Origin of the sequence: Pseudomonas sp. KK18 (assembly GCF_037094675.1) — a bacterium.
Lineage (GTDB): Bacteria > Pseudomonadota > Gammaproteobacteria > Pseudomonadales > Pseudomonadaceae > Aquipseudomonas.
The window spans coordinates 5332150-5352851 of sequence record NZ_CP146605.1; the positions used below are offsets into that span (position 1 = coordinate 5332150).

The 20702-nt window shown below is 63.2% G+C and carries 25 protein-coding genes; 3 read left to right on the forward strand and 22 right to left on the reverse strand.

The genetic code is table 11. From position 1 onward, the window contains the following. Positions 1 to 120: 120 nt before the first annotated feature. The 13 genes from phnP to phnC all read right to left on the reverse strand — a co-directional run bounded on the left by phnP (position 121) and on the right by phnC (position 10561). A complete protein-coding gene (phnP, locus tag V6607_RS23850) occupies positions 121 to 870 on the reverse strand; it encodes a phosphonate metabolism protein PhnP (protein ID WP_003210610.1) in 750 nt (249 codons plus the stop codon). After that, positions 861 to 1424, reverse strand: a complete 564-nt coding sequence (gene phnN / locus V6607_RS23855) for a phosphonate metabolism protein/1,5-bisphosphokinase (PRPP-forming) PhnN (RefSeq protein WP_087694466.1) — start codon at positions 1422 to 1424, stop codon at positions 861 to 863. Before phnN ends, phnP begins: the two co-directional genes overlap by 10 nt. Further along, positions 1424 to 2569: an alpha-D-ribose 1-methylphosphonate 5-triphosphate diphosphatase gene (locus V6607_RS23860; protein ID WP_134327101.1), complete on the reverse strand. Its 1146-nt coding sequence runs from the start codon at positions 2567 to 2569 to the stop codon at positions 1424 to 1426. Before V6607_RS23860 ends, phnN begins: the two co-directional genes overlap by 1 nt. Next, positions 2559 to 3278 (reverse strand): phosphonate C-P lyase system protein PhnL, encoded by a 720-nt coding sequence (gene phnL, locus V6607_RS23865; protein ID WP_008434762.1) that lies wholly within the window; start codon positions 3276 to 3278, stop codon positions 2559 to 2561. The genes V6607_RS23860 and phnL overlap by 11 nt, the downstream gene beginning before the upstream one ends. Continuing rightward, complete coding sequence (gene phnK / locus V6607_RS23870) at positions 3278 to 4051, reverse strand: phosphonate C-P lyase system protein PhnK (protein WP_256662367.1); 774 nt, start codon at positions 4049 to 4051, stop codon at positions 3278 to 3280. Before phnK ends, phnL begins: the two co-directional genes overlap by 1 nt. Then, positions 4048 to 4914, reverse strand: a complete 867-nt coding sequence (locus V6607_RS23875) for an alpha-D-ribose 1-methylphosphonate 5-phosphate C-P-lyase PhnJ (RefSeq protein ID WP_134327102.1) — start codon at positions 4912 to 4914, stop codon at positions 4048 to 4050. Before V6607_RS23875 ends, phnK begins: the two co-directional genes overlap by 4 nt. Continuing rightward, positions 4907 to 5983 (reverse strand): carbon-phosphorus lyase complex subunit PhnI, encoded by a 1077-nt coding sequence (locus tag V6607_RS23880; RefSeq protein ID WP_134327103.1) that lies wholly within the window; start codon positions 5981 to 5983, stop codon positions 4907 to 4909. The genes V6607_RS23875 and V6607_RS23880 overlap by 8 nt, the downstream gene beginning before the upstream one ends. Further along, entirely contained in the window at positions 5983 to 6573 is a 591-nt protein-coding gene (gene phnH / locus V6607_RS23885; RefSeq protein ID WP_134327104.1) for a phosphonate C-P lyase system protein PhnH, read from the reverse strand. Before phnH ends, V6607_RS23880 begins: the two co-directional genes overlap by 1 nt. Next, positions 6573 to 7010: a phosphonate C-P lyase system protein PhnG gene (phnG, locus tag V6607_RS23890; protein WP_003210619.1), complete on the reverse strand. Its 438-nt coding sequence runs from the start codon at positions 7008 to 7010 to the stop codon at positions 6573 to 6575. Before phnG ends, phnH begins: the two co-directional genes overlap by 1 nt. A gap of 11 nt (positions 7011 to 7021) precedes the next feature. Beyond that, positions 7022 to 7726 (reverse strand): phosphonate metabolism transcriptional regulator PhnF, encoded by a 705-nt coding sequence (gene phnF, locus V6607_RS23895; protein WP_166742177.1) that lies wholly within the window; start codon positions 7724 to 7726, stop codon positions 7022 to 7024. Between the two features lie 36 nt (positions 7727 to 7762). Further along, the gene (gene phnE / locus V6607_RS23900; RefSeq protein WP_003210621.1) at positions 7763 to 8545 is read right to left on the reverse strand and encodes a phosphonate ABC transporter, permease protein PhnE; all 783 of its coding nucleotides are present in this window, start codon (positions 8543 to 8545) and stop codon (positions 7763 to 7765) included. Positions 8546 to 8693: 148 nt separating this feature from the next. Continuing rightward, positions 8694 to 9695, reverse strand: a complete 1002-nt coding sequence (gene phnD, locus V6607_RS23905) for a phosphonate ABC transporter substrate-binding protein (RefSeq protein WP_003210622.1) — start codon at positions 9693 to 9695, stop codon at positions 8694 to 8696. Between the two features lie 32 nt (positions 9696 to 9727). Then, complete coding sequence (gene phnC, locus V6607_RS23910) at positions 9728 to 10561, reverse strand: phosphonate ABC transporter ATP-binding protein (RefSeq protein ID WP_087694468.1); 834 nt, start codon at positions 10559 to 10561, stop codon at positions 9728 to 9730. Between the two features lie 495 nt (positions 10562 to 11056). Here phnC and V6607_RS23915 point away from each other — a divergent pair, with 495 nt between their 5' ends. Next, complete coding sequence (locus V6607_RS23915) at positions 11057 to 11479, forward strand: NUDIX domain-containing protein (protein WP_102604693.1); 423 nt, start codon at positions 11057 to 11059, stop codon at positions 11477 to 11479. Positions 11480 to 11777: 298 nt separating this feature from the next. Then, positions 11778 to 12131 carry a DUF6124 family protein gene (locus tag V6607_RS23920; protein ID WP_087694315.1) on the forward strand — a complete coding sequence of 118 codons (354 nt, stop codon included), beginning with the start codon at positions 11778 to 11780 and terminating at the stop codon, positions 12129 to 12131. 158 nt (positions 12132 to 12289) lie between these two features. Here V6607_RS23920 and V6607_RS23925 read toward each other — a convergent pair whose 3' ends face one another. Then, complete coding sequence (locus V6607_RS23925) at positions 12290 to 13186, reverse strand: LysR family transcriptional regulator (RefSeq protein WP_166742178.1); 897 nt, start codon at positions 13184 to 13186, stop codon at positions 12290 to 12292. A 135-nt stretch (positions 13187 to 13321) separates the two neighbouring features. Between V6607_RS23925 and V6607_RS23930 the strand changes: the two genes are divergently transcribed. Then, entirely contained in the window at positions 13322 to 14521 is a 1200-nt protein-coding gene (locus V6607_RS23930; protein WP_087694340.1) for an MFS transporter, read from the forward strand. 185 nt (positions 14522 to 14706) lie between these two features. On the opposite strand, the gene V6607_RS23935 is transcribed toward V6607_RS23930, so the two are convergent. Genes V6607_RS23935 through V6607_RS23970 form a run of 8 tightly spaced genes read right to left on the reverse strand, consistent with a single transcriptional unit; the run spans position 14707 to position 20676 of the window. Continuing rightward, on the reverse strand, positions 14707 to 15099 hold the full coding sequence (locus V6607_RS23935) for a hypothetical protein (RefSeq protein ID WP_134327105.1): 393 nt from the start codon (positions 15097 to 15099) through the stop codon (positions 14707 to 14709). A gap of 15 nt (positions 15100 to 15114) precedes the next feature. Further along, complete coding sequence (gene ccmI / locus V6607_RS23940; protein WP_134327106.1) at positions 15115 to 16308, reverse strand: c-type cytochrome biogenesis protein CcmI; 1194 nt, start codon at positions 16306 to 16308, stop codon at positions 15115 to 15117. Continuing rightward, on the reverse strand, positions 16301 to 16774 hold the full coding sequence (locus V6607_RS23945) for a cytochrome c-type biogenesis protein (protein ID WP_003210629.1): 474 nt from the start codon (positions 16772 to 16774) through the stop codon (positions 16301 to 16303). Before V6607_RS23945 ends, ccmI begins: the two co-directional genes overlap by 8 nt. Further along, on the reverse strand, positions 16771 to 17307 hold the full coding sequence (locus V6607_RS23950) for a DsbE family thiol:disulfide interchange protein (protein WP_008434782.1): 537 nt from the start codon (positions 17305 to 17307) through the stop codon (positions 16771 to 16773). Before V6607_RS23950 ends, V6607_RS23945 begins: the two co-directional genes overlap by 4 nt. Further along, positions 17304 to 19292 carry a heme lyase CcmF/NrfE family subunit gene (locus tag V6607_RS23955; RefSeq protein WP_003210631.1) on the reverse strand — a complete coding sequence of 663 codons (1989 nt, stop codon included), beginning with the start codon at positions 19290 to 19292 and terminating at the stop codon, positions 17304 to 17306. Before V6607_RS23955 ends, V6607_RS23950 begins: the two co-directional genes overlap by 4 nt. Positions 19293 to 19295: 3 nt before the next feature. Then, positions 19296 to 19751, reverse strand: coding sequence for a cytochrome c maturation protein CcmE (gene ccmE, locus V6607_RS23960; protein WP_008434786.1), 456 nt, complete (start codon positions 19749 to 19751; stop codon positions 19296 to 19298). After that, a complete protein-coding gene (ccmD, locus tag V6607_RS23965; RefSeq protein ID WP_008434788.1) occupies positions 19748 to 19924 on the reverse strand; it encodes a heme exporter protein CcmD in 177 nt (58 codons plus the stop codon). The genes ccmE and ccmD overlap by 4 nt, the downstream gene beginning before the upstream one ends. Further along, positions 19921 to 20676 (reverse strand): heme ABC transporter permease, encoded by a 756-nt coding sequence (locus tag V6607_RS23970; protein ID WP_003210634.1) that lies wholly within the window; start codon positions 20674 to 20676, stop codon positions 19921 to 19923. Before V6607_RS23970 ends, ccmD begins: the two co-directional genes overlap by 4 nt. Between the last annotated feature and the right edge of the window lie 26 nt (positions 20677 to 20702).

Genomic DNA, 20702 nt, shown 5'->3' on the forward strand with positions numbered 1-20702 from the left:
TCCACACAATGCCGCCAATATGAATACTCCAAACCGGCATCAACAAAGATACATCCACTCAAACTTTTCATCCAAATCCACCAGCGATCAGGACCTCACCGCTTGACATAACTTCCCACGCTAAATCACCCGCCCATCCCAGCCCACCGTCACATGCCGCGGCAGCTCCCGCCGATGCTGCAACAACCACGCATCCAGCGTATGCCCCACATGGGTCAGCACCCCCAACTGCGCACCCACCTCCTCAATACACTGCAATGCCAGCGTCAGGTCATTGTGATTGCGCGGTGCCTGCGGTTGCGGCGGCATGGAGCAATCGAGTACCAGCACATCCAGCGGCTCGCGTTGCAGCCAATCGCGGGTGGCGGGTGGCAGGCCGACGGTGTCGGTAAGGTAGGCAATGCGCCGCCCTTCACCTTCCAGCAGATACCCCAGGGTGGGCTTGGAATGCAGCAGCGGTAACGCGGTGACGCTCAGTTCACCCAACCGGCGGGTTTCAAACTCGGCAAACGGCTGGCTGAAATCGAGGATGCCGGGGTGCTTGTACAGGTCGGACAACCCTTCCGGATCCACCGGCCCATGCACCGGAATCACCAGCCCCTGGCCCCAGCGCAGATGCAGCAGACCCTGGGCATGATCGGCATGGTAATGGGTCTGGAGAATCCCGTTGAAGCTGCGCGGCGGGAAGCGCTCGGTGAGGTCGGGCAACCCGCTGTCGATCAACCAGCGCTGGTCGCCACACTCGATCAATGCGCTGCATGGGCGGCGGCGCAGGCTCTGGTCATGGCGGGCCAGGCCACAGGCGGCGCACTCACAGCCATACACCGGGACTTGCCGCGCATCGCCGGTGCCCAGCAGTGTCAGGCGCATGCAGGTTGCCCGTCGAGGCAGCCCAGCAAGCGCTCGACCGTGTGTTCCAGTTGGCCGGAATTGTCGAGCAGGAACACATCTGCAGCAGCGCTCAAACCCTCGGCGAATCGCGCATTGCGCGCCAGGCGCAGATCAATATCCGCCAGGGATTCGCGACCCCGCGCCAACAAGCGCTGGCGCAACACCCCTTGGTCTACCGTCAGCAGCACCACCAGCAGGTTCGGGTAACGCAGCCGGGTTTGCGCCAGGTGGCCGCGGGAGCCGTTGACCAGCACATCGTGCCCCGCCGCCAGCCACTCATCGATTTCCCGTGGGATGCCATAGGACAACCCGTTGGCGTGCCAGCTGAGGGCAAATGCGCCCTCGGCCTCCATTGCGGCAAACTGCGCCGGGCTCACACCCTGCGCCGCTTCGCCCACCGCTTCCGCCGAGCGGGTGATGACCCGCCGCACAATGCGGCAGCCACGCTCGGCCAGACGCGGTCGTGCGGCATCCAGCAGGCTGTCCTTGCCCGAACCCGATGGTCCGATGAGATAGATCAACCTGCCTGCCATCAAAACACCCTCTTCGCTTGTCGCCACACTTGTTGGACCACGGGCAGTCCGTCGCGGCTCCTGGCTTGCACCAGGTCGGCCCGCAGACCCGTGGCGATTTCGCCGCGATCACTCAGGCCCGCCGCGTGTGCGGGCGCCAGGCTGATCATCCTGACCGCCCGAGAAAGGTCGCCGCCGTCCTGTTGATTGGCCAGCACGAACGCCGCCTGCAACAGGCTGGCCGGGTAGTAGTCACTGGAAAGTATATCCAGCAATCCTTCGGCGGCCAGGCCGGCGGCGGCCACATTACCCGAGTGGGACCCGCCACGCACCACGTTCGGCGCGCCCATCAGAACTTTCATGTTCAGTTGACGGCAGCCACGGGCGGCTTCCAGGGTGGTGGGGAATTCGGCGATGGTCATGCCGTAGCGTGCCGACTCCTCGACGTGAGCCAGGATCGCATCGTCATGGCTGGCCACCGACAGGCCGCGTTCCAGGCAATGCTCGACGATCGCGGCGCGGTAGCGGTCGCTGTACTCCCTGGAGTTGGCCATTTGCAGCTTGATGAACGCGTCCATGGTCTCGTCGTTCAGGTGGTACTTGCCCATGTAGTACTCACGGTACTTGGATTCAAGCACGAACTGGCGCTGGCCCGGCGAGTGGTCCATCACTGACACCAACTGCACCAACGGGTTTTCCACCAGGTCGCGGAACACGCTCAGGGTGTCGGGGTGGCACAGCTCGCAGCGCAGGTGCAGGTGGTGTTCGGCGCGGGTCAGGCCGGCGCTTTCTGCTGCCGCGATGGCATTGAGCATCGCCGGCAGTTTCTGCATGCGGTTGCCCTTGGGGTTTACGTCGCCGATGGACACCGCGTCGAACACCGTGGTGATGCCGGCCGCGATGATCTGCGCATCATGGCTGAGCACCGCCGAGGTCGACGGCCAGTCCACGCCGGGGCGCGGGGTCATGTGTTTTTCCAGGTTGTCGGTGTGCAGTTCCACCAGGCCCGGCAACAGGAAATCCCCGTCAAGGTCCTGGGCCTGGGGCAGTTGGCTGCGGCCTTCGGCGATGTCGACGATCAGCCCGTCACGCAGCACGATGCTGCCAAGGAACATGCGGTCAGCCGTCACCAGCCGGGCATTACTGAGGATCTGTTCAGCGGGCATGGGCGTATTCCTCTTGGGCAACAGGCGCGGGGGTCATGTCGAAATGGCGGTCTGCGACCGCTTCACGGGCGGCGCGGTCGTGGAAGATGCCGATCAAGGCCGCGCCAGCAGCCTTGGCTTCGTTCATCAGTTCCAGCACCACCTGGCGGTTGCTGTCGTCGAGGGACGCAGTGGGTTCGTCCAGCAGCATCACCGGCCAATCCACCATGAAGCCGCGGGCGATGTTGACCCGCTGCTGCTCGCCGCCGGAGAACGTACCGGGCGCCAGCTGCCACAGGCGTTGCGGGATATTCAGGCGGGTCAGCAGATGCTCGGCGCGCGACTGTGCATTGGCCTTCGACCAGCCACGGGCCAGGGCGGGCTCCATCACCACATCCAGGCAGGCCACCCGCGGGATCACCCGCAGAAACTGGCTGACGTAGCCCAGGGTCTGCTGGCGCACCTGCAACACCTCACGCGGCTCGGCACCAACCAGCTCCAGCCATTCGCCGAGGTGCTGTACCCGGATGCTGCCGCCCGCCGGCAGATAGTTACCGTACAGGGTGCGCAGCAACGTGCTTTTACCGGCGCCGGACTGGCCATGCAGCACCAGGCACTCACCGCCTTTCACGCTGAACTCCACCCCGCGCAGCACGTTCAGCACCACGCCGTTCTGCTGGTGCAAGGTGAAGGTTTTCGAGAGGTCACGGACCTCGATCAAGGCATTCATCATGGTTGCAATACCGAAGACACCAGCAGTTGAGAGTAAGGGTGCTGTGGATCGTCGAGGATCTGGTCCGTCAGCCCGGTTTCCACCACGTGCGAGCGGCGCATCACCATCAGGCGGTCGGCCAGCAGGCGCGCCACGGCGAGGTCGTGGGTGACGATCACCACCGCCAGATCCAGCTCGCGAACGAGGCCGCGCAGCAGGTCGAGCAAGCGCGCCTGTACCGACACGTCCAGGCCGCCGGTGGGTTCGTCCATAAACACAAGACGTGGGCTGGAGACCAGGTTGCGGGCGATTTGCAGGCGCTGCTGCATGCCGCCGGAGAAGGTCCGGGGCACGTCGTCGATGCGCTGCGGGTCGATTTCCACCTGGCCCAGCCAGTCGAGGCCGGCGCCACGCAGTTGCTCATAGTTGCGCACGCCCTGGGCCATCAGGCGCTCGCCGATATTGGCGCCGGCAGACACGCCCATGCGCAAACCGTCCCGAGGGTTCTGCTCGACAAAGCCCCATTCGGTGCGCAGCAAGGTGCGACGTTCGGCTTCGCTGGCGCTGTACAGATCCAGCCATCCACCGTCCTTGCCGCGATAGCCGATGTGGCCGGCCTGCGGTGGCAGACGCCCGCTGAGCAGCGAGAGCAAGGTGGACTTGCCCGAGCCCGACTCACCAACAATCCCCAACACTTCACCGGGGTACAAATCGAAGCTGACGTCCTGGCAGCCCTTCTCTTCCCCGTACAACAACGACAGGTCACGCACTTGCAAAAGAGGCTGGCTCACTGGTTGTTCTCCTTGACCCGTTGGGCGCAATACCAGGTGTCGGAACACACAAAACTCTGGGTACCGGCGTCGTCGAGAATCAGCTCATCGAGGAACGATTCATGGCTGCCGCAGATCGCGCAGGTGTGTTCCCACTTCTGCACTTCGAACGAATGGTCTTCAAAGTCGAGGCTGGTGACCTGGGTGTACGGCGGCACCGCGTACAGGCGCTTTTCGCGACCGGCACCGAACAGCATCAGCGCCGGGCTCATGTCGAGTTTCGGGTTGTCGAATTTCGGGATTGGCGAGGGGTCCATCACGTAGCGCTCATCCACCATCACCGGGTAGGCGTAGCTGGTGGCGATATGGCCGAAGGTGGCGATGTCCTCGTAGAGCTTTACGTGCATTACCCCGTAGTCATTCAGGGCGTGCATGGTGCGGGTCTCGGTTTCCGACGGTTCGATAAAACGCAGCGGCTCCGGGATCGGCACCTGGTAGACCATGATCTGGTCGGCCTGCAACGGAGTTTCCGGGATGCGGTGGCGGGTCTGGATCACCGTCGCGTCCGGGGTGCTTTCGGTGGTGGCGACGCCCGCCGTACGGGCGAAGAAGCGGCGGATCGACACGGCGTTGGTGGTGTCGTCGGCGCCCTGGTCGATCACCTTGAGCACGTCGTCAGCCCCCAGGATCGCGGCGGTCAGTTGCATGCCGCCGGTGCCCCAACCGTAAGGCAGCGGCATCTCGCGGCCACCGAACGGCACCTGGTAACCGGGGATCGCCACGGCCTTGAGCAAGGCGCGGCGGATCATGCGTTTGGTCTGCTCGTCGAGGTAGGCGAAGTTGTACGCCGGGTCACGCGCAGGCGCTTGAGTCTGGTCATTCATGGCGGGTGCCCTCGGCCGGTTGGCGCAGTTTGCGGATCAGTTCCAGCTCGGACTGGAAGTCCACGTAGTGAGGCAATTTGAGGTGGGAAACGAAGCCCGCCGCCTCGACGTTGTCGCAGTGGGACAGCACGAATTCTTCCTGCTGGGCCGGCGAGACGATCTCTTCGTTGAACTCATTGGCCCGCAGCGAGCGGTCCACCAGGGCCATGCCCATCGCCTTGCGCTCGGCATGCCCGAATGCCAGGCCGTAGCCCCGGGTGAACTGCGCCAGCTCGGTGGCCGAGCCGACGAATTGGTTGACCATCTCGCACTCGGTGACTTCGATGCTGCCCAGGCAGATCGGGAAACCCAGCTCTTCCGGGTCGATCCACACCTCCACATCGCCGATGCGAATCTCGCCGGCGAACGGGTGGTTGCGGCCGTAACCACGTTGGGTCGAGTAACCCAGCGCCAGCAGGAAACCTTCATCGCCACGGGCCAGGGCTTGCAGGCGCTGGGCGCGGTTGGCCGGGTATTCCAGCGGGTCGCGGGTGATGTCGGCGACGCTGCCGGTGTCGTCGGATTCGTTCTTGATCAGCCCTTCCTTGGCCAGCAGGCCGAGTACCCGAGGGCACGCTTCCAGAGTGGCATCCGGCGTGGTTTGCGGGCCGGGGTATTCACCTTCGGCCAGCAGCGCAAAGTCCAGCAGGCGGTGGGTGTAATCGAAGGTCGGGCCCAGCAGTTGCCCGCCCGGCACGTCCTTGAAAGTCGCCGACAAACGCCGGCTCAGTGACATCTGCACGGTATCGATCGGCAGGCTCGGGCTGAAGCGCGGCAACGTGGTGCGGTAGGCCCGCAGCAGGAAGATCGCTTCCACCAGATCCCCCGCCGCTTGCTTGATCGCCAGTGCGGCCAACTCCGTGTCGTACAGCGAGCCTTCGCTCATCACTCGCGCGACCGCCAGCGGCAGTTGCTCGCGGATCTGCTCCACGCTCAGTTCCGCAATGGAAGTATCGCCCCGGCGCTTTTTCGCCAGCAGGCGGTGGGCATTGTCGATGGCCTGTTCGCCACCCTTGACGGCTACGTACATCAGGCATGCTCCTGTGGAATTCGGGTGCTGCGTGGCAGGCCGATCAGGTGATGGCCGGCGGCGAACAACACGTCCAGGCCACGGGGAAACGTCTCGCGGCGTTGACGTTCCAGCCAGAATGCTTGAGGCACCGGCAGGTTGACCTGACGCTGGGTCTTGATCCCCGGACCGCGCCAGTTCAAGGCGCGACCGGCTTCCAGGTCGGTCAACTGGACCAGCAAGGTGCAGGACTGATCCGGGTAGCGGTCATTGCCGTGGTCGAAGCCGCTGAGGTCGAGCAAGTCCTGTTCACCGAGCAAGGCGAACGCGGCCTCTTCCCGGTTGGCGGTCAGCGGGCAGCCGCAGTGGAAGGCCAGGTTGGCGCGGATCAGCGGCGTGTCGAAGCACGGCGCCAGCCAGAGCGGTGTGTCCATATCCAGCAGCGCCAGGCACAGCGCATAGGTAGCGGGCGCCAGGCCTTCAAGGCTGGGGGCCGCGGGCAAGGACTGGATCAGGCCGGGCTCGGCGAGGGCCTTGAGGGCCCCGCGAAAACCGCGCTGGGCGTCCAGCACCGGGTCTACAAAGGCCGGTTGCAAGCGTTGGGCATTCATCAGTTTTCTCCTCGAACCAGGGTGAAGAACTCGACCTTGGTGGCGGCGGTGTCGGCCTCTTTTTGCGCCCGGCGCTCGGCCTGGGCGTTGGCCAGTGCGCCGATCAGGTCGCTGAGCCAGGGGCTCGGGTGTGCGCCCTGCAAATGCGCATCCGCCAGGGCCGCCAGTTCGGCGTGGACCTTGTCGCGCCCGGCCAGGTAGCTGTAGCCGGTGCGCCCGTCTGCCAGGCGCACCACGCAGCGGGTCACGCTCATTTCGCCGAGGTTGAACGGCGCGCCATTGCCGCCCATGCGGCCACGCACCAGGGTCATGCCGATTTCCGGGGCGCGGATCAGTTGGTAATCCACGTCGCGCAAGGCGTCTTCATGGGGCAGCAATTCACTGCGAAAGGCGCGGGCGAGCACGCCGATCCAGTGTTGACGCGGGGACAGGTTCATCGGGGTCTCCATCAGGTCACCACTTGGTACTGGAAGCGATCCGAACGGCTGGTGGACTGCGCCAGCTCCACCGGGCGGCCGTCGCGATCGCGGGAAAGGGTGAATACGGTGAGCGCCGGCAAGTGCCGGGGCATCATCAGCAGTGCGGCTTCGTCGCGGTTGGGCAAACGCGCGCCGATCAGGCTTTGGGTGCGGGTCAACGGCAGGTCGCGTTCACGCAGGTACTGGCGCAGCGAGCCGCCGTTGTAGTCCGCCAGCAGCGGCGCATGGCTGGCGCAGTAACGGTGGCGGATCAGGCTGACCGGCTGGTGGTCGAGCTTGCGCAGGGTTTGCAGCTCGATCATCGGCGCCATCTCGGCGATGCCCAGTTGCTGGGCCTCTTCGCGGCTGGCAAAGCAGTAGCGGCGCTTGAGCAGCATCGCTTCCACGCCCACGCCTTGGGCCGACAAGGACTGGCTGTAGGAGGTCTCGGCGCCCATCGGGTAAATCAGCGGGCGGTCCAGCACCTGGGTGCCCTTGCCCTGGCGGCGCAACAGGCTGCCTTCGAACACCAGCTCGTCGATGGCGCGGCGCAGGGTGTGGCGGTTGACGCCGAAGCGTTCAGCCAGTTGCACCTCGCCCGGCAGGAATTCACCGGCCTGGTAGCTGCTCAGTTCGCGGCGCAGGATGTCGGCGAGTTCGCGGTACACCGGCTCATCTTGTCTAGACAACTGCATGCTTAAAAAAAAGCGCCCAGAGGCACCCCTCCGACGTCAGATGAACTGCTTGCGCAGGCGTTGGGACAGCACGTCGATACAGCTCACCACCACGATGATCACCAGCAGCACCGCGCAGGTCTGCACGAACTGGAACGCGCGGATGTTCTCCCAGAGGATCACGCCGATCCCGCCGGCACCGACCATCCCCACCACCGTCGCCGAACGCACGTTGGCCTCGAAGCGGTAGAGCGCGTAGGACACCCACAGCGGCATCACTTGCGGGATCACGCCGTAGATCACCTCTTGCAGGGCACTGGCACCGGTGGCTCGCACACCTTCAACGGGGCCCGGGTCGATGGCTTCGACGGCTTCGGCAAACAGCTTGGCGAGGACCCCGGTGGTGCTGATCCACAAGGCCAGGACACCGGCAAAAGGCCCGAGGCCGACGGCGACCACGAACAACATGGCGAACACCATTTCGTTGATCGAACGGAAGGCGTCCATCACCCGGCGCAGCGGCTGGTGAATCCACCATGGGGTGATGTTGTCGGCGCACAGGATGCCCAGGGGCACCGAGCAGACGATCGCCAGCACCGTGCCCCAGAGGGCGATTTGCACGGTGACGATCATCTCCTTGAGGTAGGAGCGCCATTCGTGGAAGTCCGGCGGGAAGAAGTCGGCGGCGAAGGTCGCCATGTTTCCGGAATCGCGGTACAGCGCCAGCGGGTTCATCTCGGCGCCGTGCCAGGCCCAGGCCAGCAGGATCAGGAACAGGCCCCAGCCCAGGTATTGCGGCCAAGTCCTTTTGCCCACTGCTTCAGCATGCAAGGTAGTCATGGGTCACTCTCGGTGTAGGGTTGGAACTGGGCTTAATGTGGGAGCGGGCTTGCTCGCGAATGCGGTGACTCAGTCGCCGGATGCGTTGAATGACACACCGAATTCGCGAGCAAGCCCGCTCCCACATGAACCCGATTCCTACAGGGGGTTAGCCGTTGGCTGCGGTCTTCTTGTCCAGTTCGGTGATGCGCTCTTGCAGCTTGGCCAGGTCGGCGTCGATGTCGGCGAGCTTCCTGGCCTTGTCAGCCGCTTCCAGCTTGTCGTCGGCGCTGATGGTGGTGCGCTGCTTGAACAGCTCCAGTTGGCGGATCGGCAACAGCTGGTCGTCGCTGGACTTGAGGAACTTGCCCAGTTGCATGTTCTTCAGCACGGCCTTCTCTTCGTCGGTGTCACCGTAGTTGGCGAAGAAGTCGCGGATCTTGGTCTTCTCGCTGTCGCTCAGGGCCTTGCTCCACACCATCGGGTCGGCCGGGATCAGCGGCGACTTCCAGATCACCTTGAGCATGGCGGCCTTGTCCGGCTGGGTGACTTCCAGGCGGTCCCAGCTTTCGGTGTTGAAGGTGGCGACGTCCAACTGCCCCTTGGCCACGCTCAATGCGTTGACTTCATGGCTGGAGTTGAGGGTGCGCTTGAAGGCGGTGGCGGCGTCGACGTGGTTCTTGGCGAACACGTAGTAGCCGGGTACCAGGTAGCCCGAAGTGGAGTTCGGGTCACCGTTGCCGAAGGTCAGGTTCTTGGCGTTCTTGAGCATGTCATCGACGTTGTTGATCGGGCTGTCCTTGCGCACGATCAGCACGCTCCAGTAACCGGCAGCCCCGTTGGCGGCGGCGGTCTGGGCGAAGATTTCCCCGTTGGAACGGTCCACCGCTTCCATCGCGGCCTTGTTGCCCAGCCAGGCCACGTCGACCTTGTTGAAGCGCATGCCCTGGATCAGGCCGGCGTAGTCGGAAGCGAAGGTGGCGTTGATGGTGAGGCCGGTCTTCTTGTGCATGTCATCCAGGAAGGGCTGCCAGATGCTCTTGAGGTTCTGCGAAGACTCGGTGGACATGATGCCGAAATTGATCGCCTTGTCGGCGGCCTGGGCAGTGCCCATGGCCACGCTGGCAAGCAGCACGGCAGACAGAAACACATGACCGATACGGTTCAACATGGAGAGGATTCCTGTGGGTCGTTAGTAAGGTTTCAAGCGCGGGCCAGGGCCAACCGTGCGGGGACGACGGGTGTGCGGGTCTGGTCGGAAAACATCAGGCTGGTGTCGACATCGGCACCGTACAAATCGTTGAGGAACTGGCTGCTCAGCTCGCTGGCCTGGCCGTCGAAGTGAATCCGCCCGCCCTTGAGCGCCACGGCTCGCGGGCAATAACGCATGGCGTAATCGACCTGGTGCAGGGTGACCACCACGGTCTTGCCGTCGCGGCCGTTGATGTCGGCGAGGATCTCCATGACCTTGCGCGCCGACTCTGGGTCCAGGGAGGCGATGGGTTCATCCGCCAGGATCACTTCGGCGCGTTGCGTCAAAGCGCGGGCGATTGCCACGCGTTGCTGCTGGCCGCCGGACAAGGTGGAGGCGCGCTGGCTGGCCAGGTCTGCCAGGCCGACGCGGGCCAGGGATTCCATGGCGAACTGTTTTTCCTCGGTGTTGAACAAACCGAGGTTGCCGCGCCAGCGCGGCATGCGGCCCAGGCAACCGAGCAGTACGTTGTCGAGCACGCTCAGGCGGTTGACCAGGTTGAACTGCTGGAAGATGTAGCCGATGTCGGCGCGCAGGCGCCGCACCTTGCCATTCAACCGCCCGCTGGCCTGCACTTCCCGGCCCAGCACCTTGACGCTGCCGCCGTTGCTCTTGTCGCAACAGGCCAGGCCCGCGAGGTGGCGCAGCAAGGTGGACTTGCCGGAGCCGGAAGCGCCAATCAGCGCGACCATCTCACCGGTGGCAACGGTGAGTTCGAGGTCGACCAGCGCGGATTTCTTCGCAAAGGTCTTGTTCAGATGATCGACATGGATAGCTGGAGTCATGGGCTTCTCTGTCTGGTTGAACAGCCATCCGTGGCTGCGTTTGAGTTCAAACGACAGTAGGCGCGGGCTGTGTCAGCCCTATGACTTGCACATGACTGGGGTAAAACCGTTTGATGAAGGTTTGATGAAAGGTTGGAAGTAGCTGTAGGACGTTGATCGTTCCCACGCTCTGCGTGGGAATGCCGCCTCGGACGCTCTGCGTCCATTGAAGTCTTGCGCAGTGGTGACGCGGAGCGTCACGGGATGCATTCCCACGCAGAGCGTGGGAACGATCCATACCTAACCTGTGGCGAGGGAGCTTGCTCCCGCTGGGCTGCGCAGCGGCCCCAAGCCTGGGTGACACGGTCTGTCAGATGTACTGAAGTGGCTGACTTGGGCCTGCTTCGCAGTCCAGCGGGAGCAAGCTCCCTCGCCACAAGGTCTTCGCCCGGCATTGGAAATGTGCCGGACTGTGGTGCAATAGCTGGCCGCCAATATGTGCAAAAGGACAACGTGATGGGAAAAGACAAGGCATGTCCGGTCATCCTGCGAACCCGCCAATCCCTGGAAATCCTCGCCTTCAAACACCCACTGGCAGGTCTTCAACTGGTCAAGGGCAGCTTGGAGCCTGGCGAAAGTACCGAGGCTGCGGCAGTTAGAGAGTTGCTTGAAGAGGCCGGGATAACCGGCAAGGTGATACGTGACCTGGGCACTTGGCACTCAGCGTCCACGGGGCATACATGGGCCTTTCATCAATGCCTGATCCCTGAAGACCTGCCAGATACCTGGACCCATTTTGCAGAGGATGATGGCGGCCACGAGTTCCAGTTCTTCTGGCACCCGCTGGCGAGCGAACCGTCAGAAGAGTGGCATCAGGTCTTTAAAGATGCCCTGGAGTTTCTAAAGCCGCGCCTTGCCGAAGTATCGCTTCAGGAATAATCAAGATCCCGGTAAATCGGTGATTTTTCCTACGATCTCTATGGCTTGCAGCAGCCTTAACTCGCCGCTAGCCTCTCCAAGTCGCTGCTCATCAGCGATCGGGTTTGGTCGCCCGGGTTAGAATGGCGCACAGTGCCGCGCAAGCGGCATTATCGTGTTCGCTTTATGGCGAGCTGTGCGTGGGAGGGCCCTGGCCCTGCCGGGTTTCCATTCCCTGGTCGACCAACCTGCGTACAGCTCGCCACCCACCTGCTTGGTCGCAGATGTGGTGAGCTCCCACTGAATGGAGAGTCATTGCATGTACAAGGTCACGCCTAATCCGCCAGAAACGTCTGGCTCCAAGTCTGAAAAAAACAAGCTTCAGGACGCCGCCCAGCGGGCCATCGATCACTACCTGAAACCCGCCGAAACCAAAGCGTCCACCAATGAAAAAAACCACTTCAGTCTGTTCACCGTATCAGCCAACGTTGAAACGGAAGCACTGCTGAGCAACGCCTACGAAACACTCCAGTCTGCCAATGCAATGGCGTTGGACCTTTCCGAAAACATTGATGGCAAAGACCGCAGCCTGGTATTGGCGATGCAACAACTGCTGGAGTTGGGATTGTTGTTGGTGGATAGAGCGCTGGATCGAGAGTGCCCGGTGGCCTGATCAAAACCGAAATCCAACTGGCAACATAAATCCAATGTGGGAGCGGGCTTGCTCGCGAATGCAGAGGGTCAGTCAATACATCGGGTGACTGATCCACCGCTTTCGCGAGCAAGCCAGCTCCCACATTTTGATTTTCATCAGGTTCAAACTGCCCGGTGTTATTGAGCGATGCGGGCGCGCAATCGCGGCATCACAAAATCCATAAACGCCCTTAACTTCAGCGGCAACGGTGACTGGCCTTTATGCACCAAACTGATGGGCAGCGGCGCCGACTCGAACGCCTCAAGCACCACCGCCAACGCCTCCTCCCGCAGCGCATCCGCCACCTGATACGACAGCACCCGAATCACCCCCACTCCTAACGTCGCCGCTGCAATCGCCGCTTCTGCGGTGTTCACCGACAACCGCGAATGCACCGGTACCGAGAGCCCGGTTTTACCCGCGCCAAATCCCCACGCCCCTTGGGACGCCAGCACTTCGAAGGTGATGCAGTCATGTTCCGCCAGGTCCTGGGGTTCGGCCGGTACACCGCGAGCGGCCAGGTACGCCGGGCTGGCACACACCACCCGCCGCACCGTGCCCACCTGCATGGCCTTGAGCGAGCTGTCGGGCAATTCGCCGATGCGTACCGCCACATCGCAATGCTCTTCCATCAGATGCACGACGCGGTCGGTGAGGATCAGGTTGATGTCGATCTCCGGGTACTGCGCGAGGAATTCCGCCACCACCGGCACGATGTGCAGCCGCCCGAAGACCACTGGCGCGGTAACGACCAGTTCGCCCCGGGGCTGGGAATATTCGCCAGTGGCCGCGCGCTCGGCCTCGCTGATGTCTTCAAGAATGCGCCGGCACGCGTCGAGGTAAGAGGCGCCGGCATCGGTCAACGACAGCTGGCGCGTGGTGCGGTGCAGCAGGCGGGTTTTCAGGTGCGTCTCAAGTTCAGCCACCTTGCGGCTGACGCTGGCCAGCGGCATGTCGAGGCGCCGCGCCGCAGCGGTCAGGCTGCCTGCATCAACCACGGCAACGAAGATGGACATGGATTCAAGACGGTTCATGGCAACCTATCAAATTCTGGAAGGATGATTCCAAATCCTAGGGGATTATCCTGATAAGCGCGAGTGCGTAACGTTGGCCACTCATCTCCTTCCCGGAGATCTGCATTGAAGGAGAGCGCCGTGAGTGGCCTGCCGATGACATCCCAACCTTCCACAGCGCCTGCGGTCGCGCCGCGCGGCAAGATCATCATGATGGCGGTGATCGCCGGCGCGGTGATTACCAATATTTACTGCACCCAGCCGATCCTGCCGCTGATCGCTTCGGACATGGGCGTGGACGTGACCACCGTGGATCTGGTGGCCGGTTCCGCCCTGCTGGGTTTTGCTACCGGGCTGGCGTTGCTGCTGCCGATGGGCGACCGTTTTGACCGCCGCAAGCTGGTGCTGGGGCAGATCGCCCTGGCGTTCTGTTTCGCCCTGGCGGCGGCGTTTTCACCGGGCATCTGGGCGCTGATCGGGGCGTCTTTCGGCTTGGGGATTGTGAGCTGTGTGCCGCAGCAACTGGTGCCGTTCGCGGCGGTGATGTCGCAGCCCCACGAACGCGGGCGCAATGTGGGCACGGTGGTCAGCGGGATCATGGTCGGCATCCTGCTCGGGCGCACGATCGCCGGCGTAGTCGGTGAGGCTTATGGCTGGCGGGCGGTGTACGCGATGGAGGCGGCCTTCATGATCCCGGTGTGGATCGGTGCCGCCAGGCTGCTGCCACAAGGCGTGCCGAGCACCAACCTGTCCTACCCTCGCCTGCTGGCTTCGCTGTGGCCGCTGATGCGCGACAACAGCCCAATTCGCCAATCAATGATGGTGCAGGCGTTGTTGTGGGCTTGCTTCAATGCGTTTTGGGTGAATCTGGCAGCACTGTTGGCTCATGGGCCATGGCAATTGGGCAGTGCCTGGGCAGGTGGCTTCGGGATTATCGGTGCGGCGGGTGCGTTGGCGGCGTCGCTCGGTGGGCGGGCTTCCGACAGGCTGGGTTCGCGCAAGGTGATTGGGGCGAGTATCGGGATTGTGACCTTGGCGTTCCTGCTGCTGGCGGGTGCCGAGACTTCGATTATCTTGCTGGTGCTGGGGGTGATCGTGCTGGATATCGGCGTGCAGTCGGGCCTGGTTTCCAACCAGACCCGGGCGTTTGCGGTGGACCCGAAAGCCCAGGGCCGCATCAATAGTTTGTACATGACGGCGACGTTTTTTGGCGGTGCGGTGGGGGCGACAGTCAGCGGCTGGTTGATGGCGCGGTTGGGCTGGATGGGGATTGTGGAGTTTGGGGTGATGCTGGGGGTGATTGCCGGGGTGGTCCACTGGACAAGCGCGCCCAGGCAGACTGAGGAGCTGGCGTAATTTCAAATCAAACGAGATTCAAAATGTGGGAGCGGGCTTGCTCGCGAATACGGTATATCAGTGCCCGATTTGTTGGCTGACACGCCGTATTCGCGAGCAAGCCCGCTCCCACATTTGAGCTTTGTTGTTGGGTGGACTGTATTCCAAACCAGCCATGAAAAAGGCGACCCGAAGGTCGCCTTTTTTCATTGCGCGTACTGCTTGCTCAACCCCGGCGGTACGCCATGGACATCGGTCTCTTCCCAAGGCCCGTTCGGGCTGATGGACCGGCTCCAGCCGTTGCTCCAGCGGTAGTAGGTGCGCTGGCGGTAGAACGTATCCGGCTGTTCGTCCAGCACGTACACCTGCATCTTCCCGTCCCAGTGACTGGCCGCACCCGGTGGCGGTGCGAAGGTCGGCGAGGAGCTCGGCACCGGCTTCGACGGCTTGATCACCGGGCCCGAGGGCTGTGTGCTCGGCTGGGTCGACGGCCCTGTCGGTGGAATAGTCGGCCCGGTAGGCGACGGAGGCCGATGGACCGCACAAGCACTCAACCCCAGTACCAGGCTGAGCAGGGTGATACGTGCGATAGCGGTCATGGGCATTTCCTCGAATTATTGGTCCGGACTGTCGATGGTCAGCTGCTGCAGCGCAGTGGTGCTGCTGGCCAGGGGTTGGCTGCGGCCGATCCACTCGCCAGCTGTGGGAACACCTGCCCGGGATATGCGCGCAACCAGTTGGACTTCGGGAAAGTTGGACAGTTTCAACTGCGGCATCATCGCGTCGCTGTCGCCCAGCTCGACGGTGATCGGCAGGTCGGCCACGGTCACGCGCTTGGCCGCCAATGGCGCAGGCGGGCCTTTGACGGCACGGGCGAAGATGAACACGCTGTCGGTCGGCAGGGCCTTGGCCTTCACATCGGCGGCCAGGTCCACCCGCACTTGCATCTGTTTTTCTGCCTTCACGGGCGCCACGCTACCGCCGCTCTCCTTGAGCTTCTCGGCGGCCCGGTCGATCCCGCCTTGCAGCGCGGCACGGGAATTGTCGTCCGGTGGCAGTTGCGCCAGCAGGCGGTTCCAGTAGTCGATCGCTTCCTGGTAACGCTGGCCTTCAAAGGCGGCGATGCCCAGCAGGCCGAGGCTGGTGACTTCCTTCGGGTCGAGTTTCAGTGCTTCGTCGGTCAGGGCCTGGACCTTGGGCGACCACTGTTTGTTGTCGGCAAAGTACTGGGCCTGGGCCCACTGGCCGAGCAACTCGGGCTGGCGACCGGCCAGGGCCACGGTGCGCTCGAAGATTTTCGCCGCATCGGCGGAACGGTCCTGGGCCATGTAGGCGCGACCGAGGAAGTACAGGCCTTCCGGCGAATCCGGCTGGGCCGCTGCGGCGCGCTCCAGGCGGCGGGTCATGTCTTCCATGGACACCGGCGGCTGGGAGAATTCGCGGGTCAGTTCGACCTTGTCGCTGGCACCGTAATGCAGGTACAGCGCCACGCCCAGCACCGGCACCAGAAACGCCGCGAGCAACGGCAACGGTTTGCCGAGGCGCGATTCCCGGGGTTTTTCCACACCCTCGGTATCCGCCAGCAACTCACGGGCTGCTTCAGCGCGCCCGCTGTCCAGCTGGGCCGCATCCAGCACGCCTTCGGTCTGCTGGGTTTGCAGTTCCGCCACACGTTCTTGATACAGCGCCACGTTCAGCGCGGTGCGATCCTCTTCAAGCTGGGCACGGCGGCCGCGTAACACCGGGATCAGCAGGAAACTCAAGGCAATCAGAAGCAGCAGACCTGCTGCGAGCCAGAAATCAATCATCAGTTTTTTTGTCCAGCAGTTGGTCGAGGCGTTGACGCTCATCGACGGAAAGCGAGTCCGAGCCATCGGCCGGGGCGACACGACGGCGGCGCACAATCACCGCCATAACGACTAAGCCTGTGAGCAACAACCCGGCGGGGCCGAACCACAGCAGCGCTGTCTTGCCGGTGAGCGCCGGCTTGTAGCGCACGAAGTCACCGTAGCGGTCGACCATGAAGTCGATGATCTGCTGATTGTCCTTGCCCTCGCCGAGCATGCGGAAAATCTCTTTGCGCAGGTCGGCGGCGATCGGTGCGTTGGAGTCGGCGATGTCCTGGTTCTGGCACTTGGGGCAGCGCAGCTCCTTGGTCAGTTCGCGAAAACGCTCGCGGTCTCCGTCCTTGGCAAATTCGTAAGTGTCGATGGCGGCGTGGGCCACGCCGACCATGCTCAAGCCCAATACCGCGGCGGCTAACCAACGCTTCATGGCTTGGCCTCGTCCACCAGCGCCTGGTACTTGGCGGCCAGTTGCTCGCGCCACACCACTTCGTCGATCACGCCCACGTACTTGTCGCGGATCACGCCCTTGGCGTCGATGAAGAAGGTTTCCGGAGCGCCGTACACACCAAGGTTCAGCCCGAGGTTGCCGTCTTCGTCGCGGATATCCAGCTGGTACGGGTTGTGGAATTCCGCCAGCCACTTCAGGGCGGCAGCATTGTCGTCCTTGTAGTTGATGCCGTAGATCACCACGCCCTTCTCCGCCAGCTTGTTCAGCACCGGATGCTCCACGCGGCAGGAAATGCACCAGGTGCCCCACACGTTGACCAGTGCCGGTTTGCCCAGCAAGTCAGCCTGGGTCAGGGTTTTGTCGCCCTGCACCGTCGGCAGCGAGAACGCCGGAAATGGCTTGCCGATCATGGCCGACGGCAGCTCGGCCGGGTCCAGGTACAGCCCGCGATACAGGAACACCGCCACCACCAGAAACGCCGCCAGCGGTAACACCATCAACCAACGCTTCATACCGCCGCTCCTTGCAGACCGAGGGCTTCACGCACCCGGCTCTTGACCTTGACCCGGTAGCGCCGGTCCATCGCTGCCAGCAAACCACCGAAGCCGGTGAGCAGGCCACCGAACCAGATCCAGCGCACAAACGGTTTGACGTGGACCCGCACGGCCCAGGCGCCATCTCCCAACGGTTCACCCAGGGCGACGTAGAGGTCGCGGGTGAAACCGGCGTCGATCCCGGCTTCGGTCATCATCGAGCTTTGCACGGTGTACAGGCGTTTTTCCGGGTGCAGCACGGCGATTTCCTTACCGTTGCGCACAACGCGTACGGTGCCTTTGTCGGAGGTGAAGTTCGGCCCTTCGAAGTGCTTGGCGCCTTCGAAAATGAAGTGGTAACCGGCCAGGTCCATGGACTCGCCGGGCGCCAGGCGCAGGTCGCGCTCGGCACTGTTCTGGCTGGACAACACCACGCCCAACGCACACACGGCGATGCCGATGTGGGCGACCTGCATGCCCCAGTAGCTGCGGGTCATGGTCGGCAGGCCTTTGATCAAACCTTTGTGGCGGGTCTTGTCGATCAGGTCGCGTACACCGGCCAGCAATACCCAGGCCGCGAGCATGAAGGTGGCAAGCACGGCCCAGTTGAAGTCGCCGTAGGCAATACCGGCGATCACGGCCAGCGCGGCGCTGCCGAGCAGTACCGGGGTGAGCATGCCCACCAGCCATTTCACCGGGGTGTCTTTCCAGCGCACCAGTACGCCGACCGCCATCACCACCATCAGCAGCGCCATCAACGGGATGAACAGCGCGTTGAAGTACGGCGGGCCGACGGACAGCTTGGCGCCGCTCAGGGCATCCAGCACCAGCGGGTACAGGGTACCGAGCAGAATCATCGAGGCCGCCACCACCAGCACCAGGTTATTGCCCAGCAGCAGGGTTTCCCGGGACCAGAGGTTGAAGCCCACGTGGCTCTTGACCACTGGCGCACGCAGGGCGAACAGCGTCAGGGAGCCGCCGACCACGAACAGCAGGAAGATCAGAATGAACACGCCGCGCTCCGGGTCGGAGGCAAACGCGTGCACCGAGGTCAGTACGCCGGAACGCACCAGGAACGTACCCAGCAGGCTCAGGGAAAACGCGGCGATGGCCAGCAACACGGTCCAGCTTTTGAACACGCCGCGTTTTTCCGTGACTGCCAGCGAGTGAATCAGCGCGGTGCCCACCAGCCAGGGCATGAAGGAGGCGTTTTCCACCGGGTCCCAGAACCACCAGCCGCCCCAGCCGAGTTCGTAGTAGGCCCACCACGAGCCCAGGGTGATGCCGATGCCGAGGAATGCCCAGGCGACGATGGTCCACGGCCGCGACCAGCGCGCCCAGGCCGCATCCAGACGCCCGCCGAGCAAGGCGGCGATGGCGAAGGCGAAGGCGACCGAGAAACCGACGTAGCCCATGTAGAGCATCGGCGGGTGTACGATAAGGCCGATGTCTTGCAGCAGCGGGTTGAGGTCGTGCCCGTCGACCGGGATCTGCGGCAGGATGCGGGTGAACGGGTTGGAGGTCATGATCAGGAACAGCAGGAAGCCGATGCTGATCATGCCCATCACCGCCAGCACCCGGGCCAGCATCACTTGCGGCAGTTGGCGGGAGAAGATCGAGACGGCAAAGGTCCAGCCGCCGAGGATCAATGCCCACAGCAGCAACGAACCTTCGTGGGCGCCCCACACGGCGCTGAACTTGTAGTACCAGGGCAAGGCGCTGTTGGAGTTATTGGCGACGTAGGCGACAGAAAAGTCGTCGGTCATGAAGGCGTAGGTCAGGCAACCGAAGGCGAATACCAGAAAGGCGAACTGGCCCCAGGCAGCCGGCTGGGCCAGGCTCATCCACAGGCGGTCACCGCGCCAGGCGCCCAGCAACGGGACCACGGCCTGGACGATGGCAAAGCACAGGGCGAGGATCATCGCCAGCTGGCCCAGCTCCGGAATAAACAGTGCGGACGTCATGACTTAGCCCTCCTTGGCGGGGGTCGGGGCGGATTGACCGCTGTCTTTGAGGGCCTTGGTGACTTCCGGCGGCATGTATTTTTCATCGTGCTTGGCCAGCACTTCGTCGGCCACTACCACGCCGTCGGCGTTGAGCTTGCCGAGGGCAACGATGCCCTGCCCTTCGCGGAACAGGTCCGGGAGGATGCCGCGGTAGGTGATGGTCACGGATTTGTTGAAGTCGGTGACGATGAACTTGACGTCCAGGGAGTCGCCGGAGCGTTGCAACGAGCCTTTCTCGACCATGCCACCGGCACGGATTCGGGTGTCCAGCGGCGCTTCGCCGTTGGCGATCTGGGTCGGGGTGTAGAACAGGTTGATGTTCTCCCGCAGGGCGCTCAGGGCCAGGGTCACGGCAATGCCGACACCGGCCATGATGGCCAGGATGATCAACAGACGCTTTCTACGCAGCGGATTCACTTTTCGGTCTCCCGGCGCAAACGACGCGCCTCTTGTTGCAGGTAACGCTTGCGGGCCAGGATCGGCGCGGCGACGTTGAGGGCCAGCACCGCCAGGCAAATGCCATAGGCCGTCCAGACGTACAGGGCGTGATGGCCCATGGCGAGAAAATCACTGAAAGAGTTGAAGCTCATCCACGGGCTCCCAGGCTGTTTTGCACTTCGGCCTTGACCCAACTGGTGCGGGCTTCACGCTTGAGCACTTCGAGGCGCATGCGCAGCAGCAGCACGGCGCCGAAGAAGCAGTAGAACCCCAGCACCATCAGCAGCAGCGGCGCCCACATTTCCACGGGCATTGCCGGCTTTTCGGTGAGGGTGAAGGTGGCGCCCTGGTGCAGGGTGTTCCACCACTCCACCGAGTATTTGATGATCGGGATGTTGATCACGCCGACGATCGCCAGCACCGCGCAGGCCTTGGCGGCGCTGTCACGGTTGCTGATGGCGTTGCCCAGGGCAATCAGGCCAAAGTACAGGAACAGCAGGATCAACATCGAGGTGAGCCGCGCATCCCAGACCCACCACGAACCCCAGGTCGGCTTGCCCCAGATCGCACCGGTGACCAGCGCCACGGCGGTCATCCAGGCACCGATGGGCGCGGCGCATTGCAGGGCGACGTCCGCCAGCTTCATCTTCCACACCAGGCCGACGATGCCGCACACCGCCAGCATCACGTAGCAGGACTGGGCCAGCATCGCGGCAGGCACGTGGATGTAGATGATGCGAAAGCTGTTGCCTTGCTGATAGTCCGGCGGCGCGAAGGCCAGGCCCCAGACCAGGCCGATGCCGATCAGCAATACCGCGGCGATGCTCAACCACGGCAGCAGTTTGCCACTGATGCCGTAAAACCATTTGGGCGAGCCGAGCTTGTGAAACCAGGTCCAGTTCATGCTGTTTCCATCACGGTTGCTTCTCG

What these genes read in the sequence shown, in the direction of transcription:
- phnP (WP_003210610.1), bottom strand. Translation starts at nt 870, where the DNA reads ATGCGCCTGACACTGCTGGGCACCGGCGATGCGCGGCAAGTCCCGGTG.
- phnN (WP_087694466.1), bottom strand. Translation starts at nt 1,424, where the DNA reads ATGGCAGGCAGGTTGATCTATCTCATCGGACCATCGGGTTCGGGCAAG.
- V6607_RS23860 (WP_134327101.1), bottom strand. Translation starts at nt 2,569, where the DNA reads ATGCCCGCTGAACAGATCCTCAGTAATGCCCGGCTGGTGACGGCTGAC.
- phnL (WP_008434762.1), bottom strand. Translation starts at nt 3,278, where the DNA reads ATGAATGCCTTGATCGAGGTCCGTGACCTCTCGAAAACCTTCACCTTG.
- V6607_RS23875 (WP_134327102.1), bottom strand. Translation starts at nt 4,914, where the DNA reads ATGAATGACCAGACTCAAGCGCCTGCGCGTGACCCGGCGTACAACTTC.
- V6607_RS23880 (WP_134327103.1), bottom strand. Translation starts at nt 5,983, where the DNA reads ATGTACGTAGCCGTCAAGGGTGGCGAACAGGCCATCGACAATGCCCAC.
- phnH (WP_134327104.1), bottom strand. Translation starts at nt 6,573, where the DNA reads ATGAATGCCCAACGCTTGCAACCGGCCTTTGTAGACCCGGTGCTGGAC.
- phnG (WP_003210619.1), bottom strand. Translation starts at nt 7,010, where the DNA reads ATGAACCTGTCCCCGCGTCAACACTGGATCGGCGTGCTCGCCCGCGCC.
- phnF (WP_166742177.1), bottom strand. Translation starts at nt 7,726, where the DNA reads ATGCAGTTGTCTAGACAAGATGAGCCGGTGTACCGCGAACTCGCCGAC.
- phnE (WP_003210621.1), bottom strand. Translation starts at nt 8,545, where the DNA reads ATGACTACCTTGCATGCTGAAGCAGTGGGCAAAAGGACTTGGCCGCAA.
- phnD (WP_003210622.1), bottom strand. Translation starts at nt 9,695, where the DNA reads ATGTTGAACCGTATCGGTCATGTGTTTCTGTCTGCCGTGCTGCTTGCC.
- phnC (WP_087694468.1), bottom strand. Translation starts at nt 10,561, where the DNA reads ATGACTCCAGCTATCCATGTCGATCATCTGAACAAGACCTTTGCGAAG.
- V6607_RS23915 (WP_102604693.1), top strand. Translation starts at nt 11,057, where the DNA reads ATGGGAAAAGACAAGGCATGTCCGGTCATCCTGCGAACCCGCCAATCC.
- V6607_RS23920 (WP_087694315.1), top strand. Translation starts at nt 11,778, where the DNA reads ATGTACAAGGTCACGCCTAATCCGCCAGAAACGTCTGGCTCCAAGTCT.
- V6607_RS23925 (WP_166742178.1), bottom strand. Translation starts at nt 13,186, where the DNA reads ATGAACCGTCTTGAATCCATGTCCATCTTCGTTGCCGTGGTTGATGCA.
- V6607_RS23930 (WP_087694340.1), top strand. Translation starts at nt 13,322, where the DNA reads ATGACATCCCAACCTTCCACAGCGCCTGCGGTCGCGCCGCGCGGCAAG.
- V6607_RS23935 (WP_134327105.1), bottom strand. Translation starts at nt 15,099, where the DNA reads ATGACCGCTATCGCACGTATCACCCTGCTCAGCCTGGTACTGGGGTTG.
- ccmI (WP_134327106.1), bottom strand. Translation starts at nt 16,308, where the DNA reads ATGATTGATTTCTGGCTCGCAGCAGGTCTGCTGCTTCTGATTGCCTTG.
- V6607_RS23945 (WP_003210629.1), bottom strand. Translation starts at nt 16,774, where the DNA reads ATGAAGCGTTGGTTAGCCGCCGCGGTATTGGGCTTGAGCATGGTCGGC.
- V6607_RS23950 (WP_008434782.1), bottom strand. Translation starts at nt 17,307, where the DNA reads ATGAAGCGTTGGTTGATGGTGTTACCGCTGGCGGCGTTTCTGGTGGTG.
- V6607_RS23955 (WP_003210631.1), bottom strand. Translation starts at nt 19,292, where the DNA reads ATGACGTCCGCACTGTTTATTCCGGAGCTGGGCCAGCTGGCGATGATC.
- ccmD (WP_008434788.1), bottom strand. Translation starts at nt 19,924, where the DNA reads ATGAGCTTCAACTCTTTCAGTGATTTTCTCGCCATGGGCCATCACGCC.
- V6607_RS23970 (WP_003210634.1), bottom strand. Translation starts at nt 20,676, where the DNA reads ATGAACTGGACCTGGTTTCACAAGCTCGGCTCGCCCAAATGGTTTTAC.